The organism is Klebsiella sp. X1-16S-Nf21, assembly GCF_002837615.1.
GTDB lineage: Bacteria > Pseudomonadota > Gammaproteobacteria > Enterobacterales > Enterobacteriaceae > Klebsiella > Klebsiella variicola.
This window is the reverse complement of sequence record NZ_PJDK01000004.1, coordinates 96,605-115,082: the sequence shown is the minus strand read 5'-3', so window position 1 is coordinate 115,082 and position 18,478 is coordinate 96,605. Positions and strand designations below refer to the sequence as shown.

General features: G+C 57.5%; 15 protein-coding genes. 6 read left to right on the top strand and 9 right to left on the bottom strand.

What is annotated here, in order from left to right:
- Window positions 1-81: 81 nt before the first annotated feature.
- Genes CW267_RS03590 through poxB form a run of 3 tightly spaced genes read right to left on the bottom strand, consistent with a single transcriptional unit; the run spans window position 82 to window position 4,293 of the window.
- Window positions 82-1,524, bottom strand: coding sequence for an SDR family oxidoreductase (locus tag CW267_RS03590; protein WP_100781282.1), 1,443 nt, complete (start codon window positions 1,522-1,524; stop codon window positions 82-84).
- Between the two features lie 10 nt (window positions 1,525-1,534).
- Window positions 1,535-2,536 (bottom strand): low-specificity L-threonine aldolase, encoded by a 1,002-nt coding sequence (gene ltaE, locus CW267_RS03585; protein WP_012542339.1) that lies wholly within the window; start codon window positions 2,534-2,536, stop codon window positions 1,535-1,537.
- Window positions 2,537-2,574: 38 nt separating this feature from the next.
- Complete coding sequence (gene poxB, locus CW267_RS03580) at window positions 2,575-4,293, bottom strand: ubiquinone-dependent pyruvate dehydrogenase (protein WP_100781285.1); 1,719 nt, start codon at window positions 4,291-4,293, stop codon at window positions 2,575-2,577.
- 151 nt (window positions 4,294-4,444) lie between these two features.
- On the opposite strand from poxB, the gene CW267_RS03575 reads away from it, so the two are divergent.
- Complete coding sequence (locus tag CW267_RS03575; RefSeq protein ID WP_016160554.1) at window positions 4,445-4,879, top strand: DoxX family protein; 435 nt, start codon at window positions 4,445-4,447, stop codon at window positions 4,877-4,879.
- Window positions 4,880-5,086: 207 nt separating this feature from the next.
- Here CW267_RS03575 and hcr read toward each other — a convergent pair whose 3' ends face one another.
- The 4 genes from hcr to aqpZ all read right to left on the bottom strand — a co-directional run bounded on the left by hcr (window position 5,087) and on the right by aqpZ (window position 9,572).
- Window positions 5,087-6,055, bottom strand: a complete 969-nt coding sequence (gene hcr, locus CW267_RS03570; RefSeq protein WP_049010860.1) for an NADH oxidoreductase — start codon at window positions 6,053-6,055, stop codon at window positions 5,087-5,089.
- A 10-nt stretch (window positions 6,056-6,065) separates the two neighbouring features.
- Entirely contained in the window at window positions 6,066-7,718 is a 1,653-nt protein-coding gene (gene hcp, locus CW267_RS03565) for a hydroxylamine reductase (protein ID WP_100781286.1), read from the bottom strand.
- Window positions 7,719-7,861: 143 nt separating this feature from the next.
- Entirely contained in the window at window positions 7,862-8,761 is a 900-nt protein-coding gene (locus tag CW267_RS03560) for a lysine exporter LysO family protein (protein WP_100781283.1), read from the bottom strand.
- 115 nt (window positions 8,762-8,876) lie between these two features.
- Window positions 8,877-9,572, bottom strand: a complete 696-nt coding sequence (aqpZ, locus tag CW267_RS03555) for an aquaporin Z (RefSeq protein ID WP_002896434.1) — start codon at window positions 9,570-9,572, stop codon at window positions 8,877-8,879.
- Between the two features lie 419 nt (window positions 9,573-9,991).
- On the opposite strand from aqpZ, the gene CW267_RS03550 reads away from it, so the two are divergent.
- From CW267_RS03550 to macB, 3 genes are all read left to right on the top strand, one after another.
- Window positions 9,992-11,650: an ATP-dependent endonuclease gene (locus CW267_RS03550; RefSeq protein WP_008805837.1), complete on the top strand. Its 1,659-nt coding sequence runs from the start codon at window positions 9,992-9,994 to the stop codon at window positions 11,648-11,650.
- 137 nt (window positions 11,651-11,787) lie between these two features.
- A complete protein-coding gene (macA, locus tag CW267_RS03545) occupies window positions 11,788-12,903 on the top strand; it encodes a macrolide transporter subunit MacA (protein WP_008805838.1) in 1,116 nt (371 codons plus the stop codon).
- Window positions 12,900-14,840 (top strand): macrolide ABC transporter ATP-binding protein/permease MacB, encoded by a 1,941-nt coding sequence (gene macB / locus CW267_RS03540; RefSeq protein ID WP_008805839.1) that lies wholly within the window; start codon window positions 12,900-12,902, stop codon window positions 14,838-14,840. The genes macA and macB overlap by 4 nt, the downstream gene beginning before the upstream one ends.
- A gap of 66 nt (window positions 14,841-14,906) precedes the next feature.
- Here macB and cspD read toward each other — a convergent pair whose 3' ends face one another.
- Window positions 14,907-15,128, bottom strand: a complete 222-nt coding sequence (cspD, locus tag CW267_RS03535) for a cold shock-like protein CspD (protein ID WP_002896516.1) — start codon at window positions 15,126-15,128, stop codon at window positions 14,907-14,909.
- Between the two features lie 325 nt (window positions 15,129-15,453).
- Between cspD and clpS the strand changes: the two genes are divergently transcribed.
- Window positions 15,454-15,771: an ATP-dependent Clp protease adapter ClpS gene (gene clpS / locus CW267_RS03530; RefSeq protein ID WP_002896520.1), complete on the top strand. Its 318-nt coding sequence runs from the start codon at window positions 15,454-15,456 to the stop codon at window positions 15,769-15,771.
- A gap of 30 nt (window positions 15,772-15,801) precedes the next feature.
- Window positions 15,802-18,081, top strand: coding sequence for an ATP-dependent Clp protease ATP-binding subunit ClpA (gene clpA, locus CW267_RS03525; protein WP_012542332.1), 2,280 nt, complete (start codon window positions 15,802-15,804; stop codon window positions 18,079-18,081).
- A gap of 118 nt (window positions 18,082-18,199) precedes the next feature.
- Here clpA and infA read toward each other — a convergent pair whose 3' ends face one another.
- The gene (gene infA, locus CW267_RS03520) at window positions 18,200-18,418 is read right to left on the bottom strand and encodes a translation initiation factor IF-1 (protein WP_001040187.1); all 219 of its coding nucleotides are present in this window, start codon (window positions 18,416-18,418) and stop codon (window positions 18,200-18,202) included.
- Between the last annotated feature and the right edge of the window lie 60 nt (window positions 18,419-18,478).

Sequence of the window (18,478 nt, the reverse complement as noted above, 5' to 3'; positions counted from 1 at the left end):
CTACTGTCCCAGAAAAGAATTTCGTGCGCATTTTTCCGTGATTCTCCCGACTATGCAATGAGAATCATGAAAGAATAATGCTTATCCTTGGTCTCTGCCTGAGATTTGTTCGGCCAGCCGGGCGATGCGTTGCGCCATACCGCGGAAAATAAACAGGTGCGCCGGGATCATCAGCAGCCAGTAGATCAGTCCGGGCATACCGTGCGGGTGCCACCAGGCGCGCACGTCCAGTTCGCGATGGTCGCCTTTATCGTTTATCGTAAAGCTTAACCGGCCCAGCCCCGGCGCTTTCATACCGAACAGCAGGGTGAGCTGTTTTTCTTCCTCCACGATAATTACCTTCCAGCTGTCGACCGTATCGCCGGTTTGCAGATAGTCGCGCTGCGGCCGTCCTTTGGCTAACCGATGGCCGACCAGCAGGTCCATCGCACCACGGGTTTTCCACAGCAGATTGCCGAAAAAATACCCCTCTTTACCACCGATTTGGTTAACGACCTGCCACAGGGCCTGGCGGCTCGCCTGGGTGGTGACGGTGCAGCCAGCCTGTTTCGGAAAGTAGCCGTACTCCGGTCGCCAGCGGGCGAAAGCCTGGGCGTCGTAGCCCCAGTCGCTGGAGTTTACCAGCTGCTCTTCTTCTTTCAGCGTGCGGCGAACCGCCTGATCGAAGGGGATCAGCGTTTGCGGGATCAGCGCTCGCAGCGCCCGGTCGTTGGCGATCAGATCGTGCTTCAGCCCCTGAATCAGCGCCCTGGCGATGGTAGGCGGCACCGAGGTGATAACGTTAAGAAACCACACTGAGATCCAGCGCGTCGGCAGGGGAATGGGAATGAGCGGGCGATGTTTACCGCTGACGGCCATAAAGTGGATAAACTGCTGCTGATAGCTTAACACCTCCGGACCGGCGGCTTCGAAGACGCGATGCGCGTTGGACGGATGATTCAGCAGCTCAACCAGGTCAACGAGCAGATTTTCCAGGGCGACAGGGGTGGTACGCGAGCGTACCCAGCGCGGGGGAGTGAGCACTGGCAGGTTATAAACCATATCGCGCATCACCTCGAAGGCGGCGGAACCGGCGCCGACGATAATCCCGGCCCGCAGTTCGGTCACCGGCACGCCCGACTCACGCAGGACCTCACCGGTCACCTGGCGGGCGCGCAAATGGTCAGATTGCTCCTGCGCCGGGGCCTGTAGCGAACTGAGAAATATCACCTGGCGCACTGACGACTGACGCAGAGCATCGCGCACATGCGTGGCTACCCGGCGCTCATGGGCGATAAAATCGCCGCCTTCGCCCATGCCGTGGACCAGATAATAAAGGGTATCGATGCCGGCGAGCAGTGCAGGCAGAGCCTGCGGCTGATTAAGATCGACTGACCGGCAGGTGACGCCGGGCAAATCGAGCTTTTGCAGTCGGTCGATGTGGCGTGCCGCCGCCAGCACTGGATAACCCCGCGCGCTTAACTCGTGCACCAAATGCTGGCCAATATAGCCGCTGGCGCCGAGCACCAGAACCGATTGCGACACGCCTGACTCCTTAGCGCTGTAAAAAAGCCTGCCAGTGAGCGACCACCTCGCTCAGCTGCTGACGGTTGACATCCAGGTGAGTGACCAGACGGACAACAGGCGAGGCGTTAATCAACACGCCGCGCGCCTGCATAAACTCGCCGAGCGCCGGGGCCTGCGCTTCGCCAACGCGCACAAACAGCATGTTGGTATCATGGCGGGTGACGTCGGCGCCGATGGCGCGAAGCTGCTCCGCCATCCACGCGGCGTTGTCATGATCCTCCTGCAGGCGCTGTACGTTATTTTTCAGCGCGTACAGCCCGGCAGCGGCCAGTATGCCCGCCTGGCGCATGCCGCCGCCAACCATTTTCCGCCAGCGGATAGCACGGCGAATGTATGCCTCGCTGCCCAGCAATAGCGAGCCTACCGGGGCGCCAAGCCCCTTTGACAGGCAGATGGTGAAGGAGTCGCAGTATTGGGCAATATCACGCAGTTCGCAGCCGTAGGCCACTACGGCGTTAAAGATACGCGCGCCGTCGACGTGCAGCGCCAGGTCGCGCTGGCGGGTAAACGCCCAGGCTTCCTGCAGATAGTCGCGCGGCAGCACCTTACCGTTGTGGGTGTTTTCCAGGCTCAGCAGGCGGGTGGGGGCAAAATGGATATCGTCGGGTTTGATTTTCGCCGCCACTTTATCCAGCGGCAGCGAACCATCGGCTGCGGCGTCAATCGGCTGTGGCTGAATACTGCCGAGTACTGCCGCGCCGCCGGCTTCGTACAGATAGTTGTGCGCCCCCTGGCCGACGATATACTCTTCGCCGCGCTGACAGTGGCTGAGCAGGCCAACGAGGTTGGCCTGGGTGCCGGTGGGCAGAAAAAGCGCCGCCTCTTTGCCGGCGAGGTCGGCGGCATAGCGCTGCAGTTCATTGACGGTAGGGTCGTCGCCATACACATCGTCCCCGACCGGGGCGGCCATCATGGCCTCCAGCATGGCGCGCCCGGGACGGGTAACGGTATCACTGCGTAAATCGATCACGGCTTTTCCTTGGTCTGGTTCAACGTATTGCTTCTGTTTTACCTGAGCCAGTTGGTTTTCGCCAGTTCGATGACCTCATCGCCGCGCCCGCTGATGATCGCCCGCAGCATATACAGGCTAAAGCCTTTCGCCTGCTCCAGCTTGATCTGCGGCGGGATAGCCAGCTCCTCTTTGGCGACGACGACGTCGACCAGCACCGGACCGTCGGTGCGGAAGGCGGTCTGCAGCGCTTCATCCACCTCGGAGGCTTTTTCAACGCGTATACCTTTGATACCGCAGGCCTCGGCGATGCGGGCGAAGTTGGTATCGTGGAGCTCCGTACCGTCGGTGAGATAGCCCCCGGCCTTCATCTCCATCGCCACGAAGCCCAGCACGCTGTTGTTAAAGATGACAATTTTCACCGGCAGCTTCATCTGCGCCAGCGACAGAAAATCGCCCATCAGCATGCTGAAGCCGCCGTCGCCGCACATGGCCACTACCTGCCGTTCCGGAGCGGTGGCCTGGGCGCCGATGGCCTGCGGCATGGCGTTGGCCATTGAGCCGTGGTTGAACGAGCCCAGCAGGCGGCGTTTGCCGTTCATTTTGAGATAGCGTGCCGCCCAGACGGTGGGGGTGCCGACATCGCAGGTGAAAATGGCGTCTTCATCGGCAAAATGACTGATCTGCTGCGCCAGATACTGCGGGTGAATGGCTTTATTGCTGGGTTTTGCCAGATCGTCGAGCCCTTTTCGCGCGTCGCGATAGTGCTCCAGCGCCTTATCGAGGAAGTGGCGATCGGTTTTCTCTTCCAGCAGCGGCAGCAGCGCTTTTAGCGTCGATTTAATATCGCCCACCAGCGCCATATCGACCTTACTGTGGGCGCCGATGCTGCCGGGGTTAATGTCGATCTGAATAATTTTGGCGTCGGTTGGATAGAAGGCGCGATAGGGGAACTGGGTGCCCAGCAGGATCAGGGTATCGGCGTTCATCATGGTGTGGAAGCCAGAGGAGAAGCCAATCAGCCCGGTCATGCCGACATCGTACGGATTGTCGTACTCCACGTGCTCTTTGCCGCGCAGGGCGTGGACGATGGGGGCTTTAATTTTGGCCGCGAACTCCACCAGCTCCTGATGAGCGCCGGCGCAGCCGCTGCCGCACATGAGCGCGATATTGCTGGAGTAGCGAATAAGCTGCGCCAGCTTACGCAGCTCTTCTTCCGCCGGAGTGATCGTCGGCAACGGCGCATGATACCAGTGGCTGCTGGCGCTCTCCGGGGCGGCCTTCAGCGCCACGTCGCCGGGCAGCACCACTACCGAGACGCCGCGGTTAATCACCGCTTTACGCATGGCGATGGCCAGCACCTGCGGAATCTGTTCCGGGGTGGAGACCAGCTCGCAGTAGTGGCTGCATTCTCGGAACAGCTCCTGAGGATGGGTCTCCTGAAAGTAGCCGCTGCCGATTTCGCTGGAGGGGATGTGGGCGGCAATGGCCAATACCGGTACATGGTTACGATGACAGTCAAACAGACCGTTGATCAAATGCAGGTTACCCGGTCCGCAGGAGCCGGCGCAGACCGCCAGCTCGCCGGTCAGTTGCGCCTCGGCGCCGGCGGCGAAAGCAGCGACCTCTTCGTGCCGGGTGGGCATCCAGTCGATGGTGCCCATGCGGTTCAGACTATCGCTCAATCCATTGAGGGAATCTCCGGTGACGCCCCAGATACGTTTCACGCCGGCCTGTTCCAGCGTTTTGGCAATGTATGCGGCCACGGTTTGTTTCATGATCTCCATCTCCTTTTTGTGATAACGCCTTCAAGCTTAGATGAAACTGCAGGTTACGTTGCTGATTGTCCCTTATTTTTTGCTGGTTTTATTGCTGAAAAATTGTGCATACTCAGGGACCTCACAGGTTGTAAAACAGGAAGCACATCAGATGGTTAAGGGAATGTTAAACGCAGTAAATAAAACGCTGTCGCATGACGACGCCGGTAAACTCTTGTTACGACTCGCCGTCGGCGGGTTAATGCTGTTTCACGGTCTGCACAAGCTGCTGGACGGCGTGGGCGGGATCAGCGGCATGCTGGTGGCGAAGGGGTTGCCGGGGTTTATAGCCTACGGTGTGCTGGTGGGGGAAGTGGTCGCTCCCTGCTTGTTAATTCTCGGCGTCCTGACCCGTCCGGCGGCGCTGGTGCTGGCGTTCACCATGGTGGTGGCGTGGCTGATGGTCGGTCTCGGCAAGACGTTTGCGCTTGATGCGGTGGGGGCGTGGGCGATCGAGAACCTGGTCTATTTCTTTGTTGGCGCGCTGGCGATTGCGCTACTCGGCGCAGGGCGTTATTCGCTGGCCGGCCAGTCGGCCTGGCGGTAAAAATGCCTCATTCGTCCTGGGGCGTAAAGTCGATACTGTTGCCGGTTTGCAACTTTTTCAGTCTGAGAAAATGTTTATCTCATGTCGCCAGAGCGTTTATTGTCGCCCGGGATTTTCCCGGAGTCGGCGCATTGCGCCTTCTCCGGGCTACTCAATCGCACAGCGCTGTAGCCCCGGTAAGCGGTAGCGCCACCGGGGATTTTGACCTCAGGCGAGAACCAGATCGCTCTGCGGATGGCAGGAGCAGGCCAGCACATAGCCGTCGGCGATTTCGGCGTCGGTTAACGTCATGGTGCTGGTGACGCTGTACTTCCCGGAAACCACTTTGGTTTTACAGCAGCCGCAGACGCCGGCGCGGCAGGCGACGGTCACCGGCACTTTATTGCTCTCTAGCGCATCAAGCAGTGTGGTGCCCACCGGCGCGTAAAACTCGCGCGCCGGCTGCAGTTTGGTAAATTTCAGTCCACTGGTCGCGGCTTCCGCCACCGGGGTGAAGAACTTCTCCTTAAAGAAGCGGGTGACGCCCAGGGCGGCAACATCCTGCTCGACCTTCTCCATATAAGGCGCCGGGCCGCAGGTCATCACGGTGCGGCTGGCTAAATCCGGCACGCTCTGCAGCAGCTCCCGGGTCAGACGGCCGGCGACAAAGCCATGAGTGGCATGGTGCTCCGCCACCAAGGTGACCGGATACTGGCGCCACTCCTCGGCAAAGATCACATCCTCCGGCGAACGCACGCTATAGATCACCTGCAGGTCGGCCTGCGGTCGATACTTCGCCAGCCAGCGACGCATCGACATTATCGGCGTTACGCCGCAGCCGGCGGCCAGCAGCAGGAATTTATCTTCCGCTTTATCGTCGCAGGTAAACTCGCCCATCGCATCGGACAGCCAAAGGTAATCGCCGCGTTTGACCTCGCGGGTCAACCACTGCGAACCCGCGCCCTCGTCAATACGGCGAACGGTCAGCGTAATGTACTCGCTGACCCCCGGCGTCGAGGAGAGGGTATAGGCGCGCAGCGTTTCCGCCGAGTTACGCACGCTAACCAGAGCGTACTGGCCAGCGCGGTACGGATAGTAATCGTGGCACAGCAGCGAAAGGGTCCACACGTCCGGGGTTTCCTGGTGAATGTGGTGAACCTGCATCCGCCACGGGCACTGGGAGGTTGGCATAGTCATCAGGGACTCCTTAAGCGCTCAGCAGCTGCTGCATATCTTGTTCCACGGTGGTCACGGAACGCAGACCAAACTTCTCATTGAGGACCGCCAGCAGATCCGGGGTGAAGAAACCAGGCGCCGTCGGACCGGTGACGATGTTTTTCACACCCAGCGACAGCAGCGTCAGCAGGATGACGATCGCTTTCTGTTCGAACCAGGAGAGCACCAGCGACAGCGGTAGGTCGTTAACACCGCAGCCCAGTTTTTCCGCCAGCGTAACCGCGAGAATAATTGCCGAGTAGGCATCGTTGCACTGCCCGGCGTCGACCAGACGCGGCAGACCTTCGATATCGCCGAAGTCCAGCTTGTTGAAGCGGTATTTACCGCAGGCCAGGGTCAGGATCAGACAGTCATCCGGCACGCTGGTGGCGAAATCGGTGAAGTAGTTACGCTCCCCGCGGGCGCCGTCGCAGCCGCCGACGAGGAAGATATGGCGCAGTTTTTCACGGCTGACCAGATCGATCAGCGTATCCGCCGCGCCAAGCAGGGTCTGACGGCCAAAGCCGACGGTGATCAGATGCGGGATTTCGCTGTACGGGAAGCCCGCCATCTGCTGCGCCTGGGTGATAACCGGGGCGAAGTCTTCACCTTCCAGATGGTTCACGCCCGGCCAGCCGACGATGCTGCGGGTCCAGATGCGGTCGTCGTAGGCGCCGACGGTGGGGTCGATGATGCAGTTCGAGGTCATCACGATAGGGCCCGGGAAGCGGGCGAATTCCACTTGCTGGTTTTGCCAGCCGCTGCCGTAGTTGCCGATCAGATGTTTGAATTTACGCAGCTCCGGATAGCCGTGAGCCGGCAGCATTTCGCCGTGGGTATAGACGTTAACGCCGGTGCCTTCCGTCTGCTCAAGCAGGTTATACAGATCTTTCAGATCATGGCCGGAGATCAGGATGCACTTCCCTTCGGTGGCTTTAACGTTCACCTGAGTCGGCGTCGGGTGGCCATATTTAGTGGTTTCACCAGCGTCAAGGATACTCATCACCTGGAAGTTCATCTGGCCGATTTCCATCGAACATTCCAGCAGCGCGTTCATATCCGCCGGCCAGGTTCCCAGCCATGCCATGATTTTATGGTACTGGGCATAAATCGCGTTGTCGTACTGGCCGAGTACGTGGGCGTGCTCCATATAGGCCGCCGCGCCTTTCAGGCCGTACAGGCACAGCAGACGCAGACCGAGAATATTCTCGCCGATGGCGGCTTTATCTTTATTTGGGGCATAGTCTGCCGCCTGACGCTGCAGGTCACCCAGATCGTCGCTGACCAGGTGTAAATCGGCTACCGGGTTATCAACCGCGGCGCTGGCGTCGAGGTTCTGGCACTGCGCTTTCAGCGCTTCACGCAGGGCAATCGCCTGGCGGGCGTAGCCGACGATACGCGGAGAATCGAAGTTGACGTTGGTCAGGGTGGAGAAGAAGGCGCGGGGGGCAAAGCTGTCGACCTGATGATCGATAATGCCATATTCGCGGGCCTTGAGCGCCCAGGCGGACAGGCCTTGCAGTGATGCAATCAGCAGATCCTGCAGATCGGAGGTTTCCGCTGTTTTACCGCACATCCCCTGCGCGTAAGAGCAGCCGTTGCCGGCTGGGGTACGAATGGTTTGTTCACATTGCACACAAAACATGGTCACACCTTTAAAGTTATATTTAATATACATGTTTAAGGTTATGCCGCATGGCACAAGGTGAAAAGGCATTTCTGATACAACTTAAAGGGAGATTGATTTAGCGCAAATTTGGCGGCAGTAAGTCTGCCGCCAGCGGGTATTCAGGCGGTAAAAAAGGCGATCAGGATCGGGACCAGCAGGCTAAGCAGAAAACCGTGCACGATAGCGGCAGGAACAATCTCGACGCCGCCGGAACGCTGGAGTACCGGTAAGGTGAAGTCCATCGAAGTGGCGCCGCACAGCCCCAGCGCTGTGGAGCGGCTGCGGCGAACAAGGCCCGGAATTAACATGATAGCCAGCAGCTCGCGACACAGATCGTTAAAGAACGCCGCGCTGCCGATCACCGGGCCAAAGGATTCAGTGAGTAAAATACCGGAGAGCGAATACCAGCCGAAACCGCTCGCCATCGCCAGACCGGTCTTTAACGGCAGACCGAGAATAAAGGCGTTAAGTATCCCGCCAAGTAATGAACTGGCCATAACCACCATGGCGACGATCATTCCCCGACGGTTAAGGACTATTTGTCGCAGACTCATTCCATTATTGCGTAATTGAATACCGACGAGGAACAGGAGAAAGATCAGCGTATATTCGCTGGCTTCGGTCGCGTGCTGTAAAAAAGACAGGCCGGTCAGGCCGAGCAGAAAACCGAGCACGACCACGCCGCACAGCTGCAGCGATTCCAGGGCCATGGCCAGGCGCGAAGGTAATTTCTCCTGCCGATGCTGACTGCGCCATGGCATTTTACTTTCCAGCCACAACAGGGCGGCAATATTACACAGTAAAATGATGACCACGCTCACTGCAGCGTAATGCAATATGGCCAGCAGGTTGCTTGCCAGATTGTCGAGGAATGCCAGGCTGATCCCCATAAAGAAAAGGATGACATAGACAATCCAGCTGAGCATCCGGTTAATCAGTTTTAGCGCGGAGGGTTGACGAAGTGGCACCAGATAGCCGAAAACCAGCGGCAACAGAATGATGAAGAGTCCCGATAACATGAACGATGCAGCCCTTGCATAATGAGAATAGCGCCCATGACACTACCCAAATCACCGGGCCGAGTAAAGCTGCCACCAGAAAGAAAAAGCCCGGAAACCCGGGCTTTACAAAGGATTAATCACGTTTTTCCAGCAGGGTGCGATACAGCACGCCGCCGAGGATCCCGCCGACGATCGGCATGACCCAGAACAGCCACAGCTGCTGCAGCGCCCAGCCGCCCTGGAAAATCGCTACCGCGGTGCTGCGCGCCGGGTTGACCGAGGTGTTGGTAACCGGAATGCTGATCAAATGGATGAGGGTCAGCGCCAGGCCGATAGCGATGGGGGCAAAGCCCGCCGGGGCATGTTTATCGGTCGCGCCATGGATAACCAGCAGGAAGCCACAGGTCAGGACAATTTCAATGACGATAGCCGACAGCATGGAGAAGCCGCCCGGGGAGTGTTCGCCATAGCCATTGGAGGCAAATCCGCTGGCGGCGGCATCAAAGCCGGCTTTACCGCTGGCCACCACGTAAAGCACCGCCGCGGCAATAATGCCGCCGACCACCTGAGCGATAATATAGCCAATGACTTCTTTCGCCGGGAAACGGCCGCCGGCCCACAGGCCCAGGGTCACCGCCGGGTTGAAATGCCCCCCGGAAATATGGCCGACCGCAAATGCCATGGTTAATACCGTTAAGCCAAATGCCAGCGCGACGCCGGCAAAACCAATACCGAGCTCAGGGAAGGCTGCGGCAAGCACGGCGCTACCGCAGCCACCAAATACAAGCCAGAAAGTGCCGAAGCATTCTGCTGCTAATTTTCTGAACATAACCACCTCAATTAAATTGTATACGCGCACGAGCGGACCGTGCCGGTCTTTATTTATCGTGATAAGGGATGACGATAAAAATAAAGCGGCGTTATTCTAGAGATAATCGCCATCCCAGAGCCAGTTAAATATATTGATATTATTTGATTTAGGGCAAGGTGAAGGGATTCCGTTTGCCAGTGTAGTCTTTCCTTTATCCGTGGAAGATTATCAATAGTGTAGATCATAACGCCTGAAATAAAACTATTTTGTTTGATGAATAATCAACAGCCGGTAATAGGCGATAAGTGAGTAATTTTATGAATATATTTAATCCGCTGAATATGAGCCACGGATGCGATTAAGCAGAGTGTCATCTTGCCGTCGCCCTCGCTATACTGTTGATTACTGAAGGAGAGTGGTGGTGTAGCGGAGGGGATATGCTTCTTGAGCGCGTAGAAATCGTCGGTTTTCGCGGTATCAATCGTTTGTCGTTGATGCTGGAGCAAAATAACGTCCTGATCGGGGAGAACGCGTGGGGGAAGTCCAGTCTGCTTGATGCGCTGACCCTGCTTTTGTCCCCTGAGTTCGATCTTTATCACTTTGTACGCGATGACTTCTGGTTTCCCCCGGGCGACATCCAGGGGCGCGAGCACCATTTGCATATTATCCTGACCTTCCGTGAAACCGAACCGGGGCGCCATCGGGTCCGGCGTTTTCGTCCGCTTCAGCGCTGCTGGGTACCTTGTGACGATGGTTATCATCGGGTGTTCTATCGTCTGGAAGGCGAGCTCGCCGATGACGACAGCGTGATGACCCTGCGGAGCTTTATCGATGGCGAAGGCGAAGCGCTGGCGGTTGAGGATATTGATGATCTGGCCAGACACCTGGTGCGTCTGATGCCGGTGCTGCGCCTGCGCGACGCGCGCTTTATGCGGCGTATCCATAACGGGACGGTACCGCATTCGCCGCAGATAGAGATCACCGCCCGCCAGCTCGATTTTCTCTCCCGGGAGCTGGTCAGCCATCCGCAAAATTTATCGGACGGTCAGATCCGCGAGGGGTTGTCGGCCATGGTGCAGCTGCTGGAGCATTACTTTGCCGAGCAAAGCAGCGCCCAGACGCGGCATCGTCTGATGCGGCGGCGCTCCCATGATGAGCAGCGCAGCTGGCGCTATCTGGATATTATCAACCGGATGATCGATAAACCCGGCGGGCGCAGCCATCGGGTGATTCTGCTGGGGCTGTTTTCCACCCTCCTGCAGGCAAAAGGGACGGTGCGCCTCGATCGCGACGCGCGGCCGCTGTTGCTGATTGAAGATCCGGAGACGCGTTTGCATCCGATTATGCTCTCTGTCGCCTGGCACCTGCTGAATTTATTGCCGCTGCAGCGCGTGACCACCACCAACTCCGGGGAGCTGTTGTCCCTGACGCCGGTGGAGCAGGTCTGTCGACTGGTTCGTGAGTCGTCGAGGGTGTCGGCATGGCGGCTGGGACCCGGCGGAATGAATGCCGAAGACAGCCGGCGTATCGCCTTCCATATTCGCTTCAATCGCGCCTCATCGCTCTTCGCCCGCTGTTGGCTGCTGGTGGAAGGGGAGACGGAGACCTGGGTTATCAACGAACTGGCCCGCCAGTGTGGCCATCATTTTGATGCCGAGGGCGTGAAGGTGATCGAGTTCGCCCAGTCAGGCCTTAAACCACTGATCAAATTTGCCCGCCGGATGGGGATCCAGTGGCACGTGCTGGTGGATGGCGATGAGGCGGGGAAAAAATATGCCGCCACCGTGCTCGGCCTGCTGAATAACGATCGCGAGCTGGAGCGTGACCATTTGACGAGCCTGCCCGCGATGGATATGGAGCACTTTATGTATCGCCAGGGATTTGATGACGTTTATCACCGGGTGGCGCAGATCCCGGATAATGTCCCTATGAATATGCGGCGGGTGATCACTAAGGCCATCCATCGTTCATCCAAGCCCGACCTGGCGATTGAGGTGGCGATGGAGGCCGGCCGACGCGGGGTGGACGCGGTGCCGACGCTGTTAAAGAAAATGTTCTCGCGGGTACTGTGGCTGGCTCGTGGTCGTGCAGATTAACCTGCGCCGTAGGGCTGGCGCAAAGCTCTCCGGTAGCTAAACAAAACGTAAGCAACGTTAAAAATGGGTGTTCTGTTGTCGACGGGTTTGGATAGAATCACCGTCTGGAGCGGCAGGGAAACAGCAGGAATCGGATAATGAAAGTGAAGGGAAAACGCAGGACAATCTGGTGGTTGTTAGCGATCGTTGTGCTGGGTCTGGCCGTCTGGGGATGGCGGATCCTGAATGCGCCGCTGCCGAACTACCAGACGCTGGTGGTGCGCAAAGGTGACCTCCAGCAGAGCGTGCTGGCCACCGGTAAGCTGGATGCCCTGCGGAAAGTTGACGTCGGCGCCCAGGTCAGCGGACAGCTGAAAACGCTGCACGTCAATATCGGCGATAAGGTCAAAAAGGACCAGTTGCTGGGGGTTATCGATCCGGAGCAGGCGCAAAACCAAATTAAAGAGGTTGAAGCGACGCTGATGGAACTGCGTGCCCAGCTCAATCAGGCGCGCGCGGAGAGCAAACTGGCGCAGGTGACTCTGGCCCGTCAGCAGCAGCTGGCGCAGCGCCAGCTGGTCTCGCGACAGGACCTTGATACCGCGGCCACCGATCTGGCGGTGAAACAAGCGCAGATCGGCACTATTGAAGCGCAAATTAAGCGTAACCAGGCGACGCTCGACACCGCGAAGACCAACCTCGACTACACGCGGATCCTGGCGCCGATGGCTGGCGAAGTGACGCAAATTACCACCCTGCAGGGACAGACGGTGATCGCCGCCCAGCAGGCGCCGAACATTCTGACGCTGGCGGATCTCAGCACCATGCTGGTCAAAGCGCAGGTCTCTGAAGCGGATGTCATCCACCTCAGACCGGGGCAAAAGGCGTGGTTTACCGTGCTGGGGGATCCGCTGACTCGCTATGAAGGCACGCTGAAAGACATTTTGCCGACGCCGGAAAAAGTCAATGACGCCATCTTCTACTATGCCCGCTTCGAGGTGCCGAATCCGCAGGGCATCCTGCGTCTCGACATGACCGCGCAGGTGCATATCCAGCTGGCCGAGGTGAAAAACGTGATTACCATCCCGCTGAGCGCCCTGGGTGACGCGGTGGGTGATAACCGCTATCACGTCCGGTTGTTGCGCACCGGCGAGGTAAAAGAGCGTGAGGTTGCCATTGGCGCCCGCAACGATACCGACGTCGCGGTGGTGCAGGGGCTGGATGAGGGAGATGAAGTGATCGTCGGCGAGAGCGCGAGCGGGGCGGCAAAATGACGGCGCTGCTTGAGCTGCGTGATATTCGTCGCAGCTACCCTTCCGGCGACGGCAGCGTTGAGGTACTGAAGGGGATCACCCTCAGCATCAATGCGGGGGAGATGGTGGCGATCGTGGGTGCCTCCGGCTCGGGCAAATCGACGCTGATGAATATTCTCGGCTGTCTCGACAAACCGACCAGCGGCACCTACCGGGTGGCGGGAACCGATATCGCGCAGTTGAATGGCGATGCGCTGGCTCGGCTGCGGCGGGAACACTTTGGTTTTATCTTTCAACGCTACCACTTGCTGTCACATCTTACCGCCGCGCAGAACGTTGAAGTGCCTGCGGTGTATGCCGGCAGCGAGCGACGGGCACGCCTGGCGCGCGCCCATGATCTGCTGGTGCGTCTGGGGCTTGGCGATCGGGCTGACTATCAGCCGTCGCAACTGTCCGGCGGCCAGCAGCAGCGGGTGAGTATCGCCCGTGCGCTGATGAACGGCGGGGAAGTGATTCTGGCGGATGAACCGACCGGCGCGCTGGACAGCCATTCCGGCGAAGAGGTGATGGCGATCCTGCATCAGCTCAAAGCTCAGGGCCATACGGTCATCATTGTCACCCACGATCCGCAGGTCGCGGCCCAGGCGGAACGGATCATTGAGATCCGCGATGGCGAGATCGTCCGCAATCCGCCCGGCAGCCGCCAGGGCGGTGGGCTGCGCGCCCGTCAGCAGCCGGAACCCTCGGCGTGGCGTCAGTTTACCAGTGGCTTTCGCGAAGCGCTGGTTATGGCGTGGCGGGCGATGGCGGCGAATAAAATGCGTACCCTGCTGACTATGCTCGGCATTATTATCGGCATTGCGTCGGTGGTATCGATCGTGGTGGTCGGTGATGCTGCCAAACAGATGGTGCTGGCGGATATTCGCGCCATCGGCACCAATACCATCGATGTCTATCCCGGAAAGGATTTTGGCGATGACGACCCGCGTTATCAGCAGGCGCTGAAGTATGACGATTTGCTGGCGATCCAGAAACAGCCATGGGTGCGTTCCGCCACGCCGGCGGTATCGAAAAGCCTGCGCCTGCGCGCCAACAATATTGACGTTGCCGCCAGCGCGGAGGGGGTCGGGCCGCAGTACTTTAATGTTTACGGCATGACCTTCAGCGAAGGCAATACCTTTAATGAACTGCAGCTCAACAGTCGGGCGCAGGTGGTAGTGCTCGACAGCAATACCCGTCGCCAGCTGTTTCCCAATAAAGCGAAAGTGGTGGGCGAGGTGATTCTGGTGGGCAATATGCCGGCCACGGTGATCGGCGTCGCGGATGAAAAACAGTCAATGTTTGGCAGCAGTAAAATTCTCCGCGTCTGGTTGCCTTACACCACCATGGCGGGAAGAGTGATGGGCCAGTCGTGGCTGAACTCCATTACGGTACGCGTTCATGAAGGTTATGACAGTGAAACCGCGGAGAAACAGCTGCTGCGTCTACTGGAGCTGCGGCATGGTAAAAAAGATGTATTCACCTGGAATATGGACAGCATCTTGAAAACCGCAGAAAGGACCACACATACCTTACAGCTGTTCCTGACATTGGTGGCGGTGATTGCCCTGGTGGTTGGCGGTATTGGTGTAATGAATATTATGCTGGTGTCGGTGACCGAACGGACGCGCGAAATCGGCATCCGCATGGCGGTTGGCGCGCGGGCCAGCGATGTACTGCAGCAGTTTCTCATCGAAGCGGTGCTGGTTTGCCTGGTCGGTGGCGCGCTGGGGGTCACGTTATCGCTGATGATCGCATTTATTCTGCAGCTGTTTCTGCCCGGCTGGGAGATCGGTTTTTCCCCGCTGGCTCTGCTAACGGCTTTTCTCTGTTCGACGTTGACCGGGGTGCTGTTTGGTTGGCTGCCAGCGCGCAACGCGGCACGGCTCGATCCGGTGGATGCGCTGGCACGCGAATAGAAATAAAAATGCCAGTCAGAAGGACTGGCATTTTATTAGCAGGATGTACACAATGAAGCAAAAGAGTTATGCAGCCGTTTCCGCTTCCACAGGGACGATCACGCTGGCGTGGTTGCCTTTTGGCCCCTGGTGAACATCAAACCGAACGGCTTGTCCGGCTTTTAGCGTTCTGTAACCATCCATCTGGATGGTGGAGTAATGGGCGAAAATGTCTTCGCCGCCGCCCTCAGGGCAGATAAAACCGAACCCTTTGGCATTGTTGAACCACTTAACAGTACCCATTTCCATACTTCGACATCCTTCGTAAATCTTTATAAGTAAGATGGAATGAACCGGTGGTGGAGTGACGAGTTGTTCAATTGCTCGCCAACTCTCGCCACTACAATTTAGAGAAATACGAAAACGCGTCAAGCGATTGAGGAGGGGGAACGGCGAAAAATGCGTCAAAATTTGAAGCAGTTAACGCTATTGCCGGGGAATGTGACAGCCGTCGCGGATAGAAGCGATAGATGATAGTTATCTATGATCTGTTGTAGATTTGTGATGAGCATAACCTCTGGTCATCGACAGGCCTCCGCCTGTTGGCAACAGCAACCGATGATGAACACTGACGATGAGTAAGAGAGATTGGCTGGACTTCGAGCACCTGGTTGACGACGAAGTTCGTGATGCGATTAAACCGCCATCTATGTATAAAGTGATATTGGTCAATGATGACTACACTCCAATGGAGTTTGTTATTGACGTGTTACAAAAATTCTTTTCTTATGATGTTGAACGTGCAACGCAACTGATGCTCACGGTTCACTATGAAGGTAAGGCGATTTGTGGCGTGTTTACCGCGGAAGTGGCGGAGACCAAAGTCGCTATGGTGAATCAGTACGCGAGGGAGAACGAGCATCCATTGCTGTGTACGCTGGAAAAAGCCTGAATACAGGCATGAAAATTGGGGGAGGTGCCTATGCTCAATCAAGAACTGGAACTCAGTTTAAATATGGCTTTCGCCAGAGCGCGCGAGCACCGTCATGAGTTTATGACCGTCGAGCACTTGCTGCTGGCTCTGCTAAGCAACCCCTCGGCCCGTGAGGCCCTGGAAGCGTGTTCAGTGGACCTGGTGGCATTGCGTCAGGAACTTGAAGCCTTCATCGAACAAACCACACCCGTCCTGCCAGCCACGGAAGAAGAGCGCGACACCCAGCCGACGCTGAGCTTCCAGCGTGTGCTGCAGCGCGCCGTCTTCCACGTGCAATCTTCTGGCCGCAGCGAAGTGACCGGCGCCAACGTACTGGTGGCCATTTTCAGCGAGCAGGAGTCGCAGGCCGCTTACCTGCTGCGTAAACATGAAGTCAGCCGACTCGATGTGGTGAACTTCATTTCTCATGGTACACGCAAAGACGAGCCGAGCCAGTCTTCCGATAACAGCGGAAGCCAGCCTGGCAATGAAGAGCAAGCCGGCGGGGAGGAACGTATGGAAAACTTCACCACCAACCTCAATCAGCTTGCTCGCGTCGGCGGCATTGATCCCCTGATCGGCCGTGAAAAAGAGCTGGAGCGTGCGATTCAGGTCCTGTGCCGTCGCCGTAAAAATAACCCATTGCTGGTGGGTGAATCCGGCGTCGGTAAAACTGCGATCGCCGAAGGCCTTGCCTGGCGCATTGTGCAGGGCGATGTGCCGGAAGTGATGGCCGACTGCACCATCTACTCGCTCGACATTGGCTCTTTGCTGGCAGGGACCAAATATCGTGGCGATTTTGAAAAACGTTTCAAAGCGTTGCTCAAACAGCTGGAGCAGGATACCAACAGCATCCTGTTTATTGATGAAATCCACACCATTATCGGTGCGGGGGCGGCTTCTGGCGGCCAGGTCGATGCGGCTAACCTGATTAAACCGCTGCTTTCCAGCGGCAAGATCCGGGTGATCGGCTCCACCACCTACCAGGAGTTCAGCAACATCTTTGAGAAAGATCGTGCGCTGGCCCGTCGTTTCCAGAAGATCGATATCACCGAACCGTCGGTGGAAGAGACGGTGCAGATTATCAACGGCCTGAAGCCGAAGTACGAAGCGCACCATGACGTGCGTTATACCGCTAAGGCGGTGCGTGCGGCGGTTGAGCTGGCGGTAAAATACATTAACGATCGTCATCTGCCGGATAAGGCAATTGACGTCATTGACGAAGCGGGCGCGCGGGCGCGCTTAATGCCGGTCAGCAAGCGTAAGAAAACGGTCAATGTGGCGGATATCGAGTCAGTGGTGGCGCGGATTGCGCGGATCCCTGAGAAGAGCGTCTCCCAGAGCGATCGCGATACGCTGAAAAACCTTGGCGACCGTCTGAAAATGCTGGTCTTCGGTCAGGATAAAGCCATTGAGGCGCTGACCGAAGCCATCAAAATGGCGCGCGCCGGGCTGGGCCATGAGCACAAGCCGGTTGGGTCATTCCTGTTCGCCGGGCCTACCGGGGTCGGGAAAACCGAAGTGACCGTGCAGCTGGCGAAGGCGCTGGGTATTGAGCTGCTGCGTTTTGACATGTCCGAATATATGGAACGTCATACCGTCAGCCGTTTAATCGGGGCGCCTCCGGGCTACGTTGGCTTCGATCAGGGCGGGCTGCTGACCGATGCGGTGATTAAACATCCGCACGCGGTGCTGCTGCTTGATGAGATCGAAAAAGCGCATCCGGATGTGTTCAACCTGCTGCTGCAGGTGATGGATAACGGTACGCTGACCGATAACAACGGGCGTAAAGCGGACTTCCGCAACGTGGTGCTGGTGATGACCACTAACGCCGGGGTGCGGGAAACTGAGCGTAAATCGATTGGCCTTATTCAGCAGGACAACAGTCCGGATGCAATGGATGAGATCAAGAAGATCTTTACGCCGGAGTTCCGTAACCGCCTCGACAACATTATCTGGTTCGATCATCTCTCTACCACGGTGATCCATCAGGTTGTCGACAAGTTTATCGTCGAGCTGCAGGTCCAGCTGGACCAGAAAGGCGTCTCCCTGGAAGTCAGTCAGGAAGCGCGCGACTGGCTGGCGGAGAAAGGTTACGACCGGGCGATGGGTGCACGTCCAATGGGACGCGTCATTCAGGACAACCTGAAAAAGCCGCTGGCGAACGAGCTGCTGTTCGGCTCGCTGGTCGATGGTGGCCAGGTGACAGTGTCTCTGGACAGCGCGAAGAATGCGCTGACCTACGATTTCCAGAGCGCGCAGAAGCACAAACCGGAAGCCGCCCACTAAAGCGATGTCTTCAACGTAAAAACCGGCCCTGGGCCGGTTTTTTTTTGCCGGCGGCAGATATGAAAAGACCGGGAATTATCCCGGCCTTCAGCATCTGACGCCTTAAGGGCGAAAACAATCAGCGACTACGGAAGACAATGCGGCCTTTGCTCAGGTCGTACGGGGTCAGCTCAACAGTCACTTTGTCGCCCGTCAGAATGCGGATGTAGTTTTTACGCATTTTACCGGAAATATGCGCAGTTACCACGTGACCGTTTTCCAGTTCTACGCGGAACATAGTGTTAGGCAACGTTTCAAGTACGGTGCCCTGCATTTCAATATTGTCTTCTTTGGCCATCTAGTCCTCTGGGGTATCACTACCGTAGTTTTGAACCGGCAAGATAATGCCGAAGTTCAT

What these genes read in the sequence shown, in the direction of transcription:
- poxB (WP_100781285.1), bottom strand. Translation starts at nt 4,293, where the DNA reads ATGAAACAAACCGTGGCCGCATACATTGCCAAAACGCTGGAACAGGCC.
- CW267_RS03575 (WP_016160554.1), top strand. Translation starts at nt 4,445, where the DNA reads ATGGTTAAGGGAATGTTAAACGCAGTAAATAAAACGCTGTCGCATGAC.
- hcr (WP_049010860.1), bottom strand. Translation starts at nt 6,055, where the DNA reads ATGACTATGCCAACCTCCCAGTGCCCGTGGCGGATGCAGGTTCACCAC.
- hcp (WP_100781286.1), bottom strand. Translation starts at nt 7,718, where the DNA reads ATGTTTTGTGTGCAATGTGAACAAACCATTCGTACCCCAGCCGGCAAC.
- CW267_RS03560 (WP_100781283.1), bottom strand. Translation starts at nt 8,761, where the DNA reads ATGTTATCGGGACTCTTCATCATTCTGTTGCCGCTGGTTTTCGGCTAT.
- aqpZ (WP_002896434.1), bottom strand. Translation starts at nt 9,572, where the DNA reads ATGTTCAGAAAATTAGCAGCAGAATGCTTCGGCACTTTCTGGCTTGTA.
- CW267_RS03550 (WP_008805837.1), top strand. Translation starts at nt 9,992, where the DNA reads ATGCTTCTTGAGCGCGTAGAAATCGTCGGTTTTCGCGGTATCAATCGT.
- macA (WP_008805838.1), top strand. Translation starts at nt 11,788, where the DNA reads ATGAAAGTGAAGGGAAAACGCAGGACAATCTGGTGGTTGTTAGCGATC.
- macB (WP_008805839.1), top strand. Translation starts at nt 12,900, where the DNA reads ATGACGGCGCTGCTTGAGCTGCGTGATATTCGTCGCAGCTACCCTTCC.
- cspD (WP_002896516.1), bottom strand. Translation starts at nt 15,128, where the DNA reads ATGGAAATGGGTACTGTTAAGTGGTTCAACAATGCCAAAGGGTTCGGT.
- clpS (WP_002896520.1), top strand. Translation starts at nt 15,454, where the DNA reads ATGAGTAAGAGAGATTGGCTGGACTTCGAGCACCTGGTTGACGACGAA.
- clpA (WP_012542332.1), top strand. Translation starts at nt 15,802, where the DNA reads ATGCTCAATCAAGAACTGGAACTCAGTTTAAATATGGCTTTCGCCAGA.
- infA (WP_001040187.1), bottom strand. Translation starts at nt 18,418, where the DNA reads ATGGCCAAAGAAGACAATATTGAAATGCAGGGCACCGTACTTGAAACG.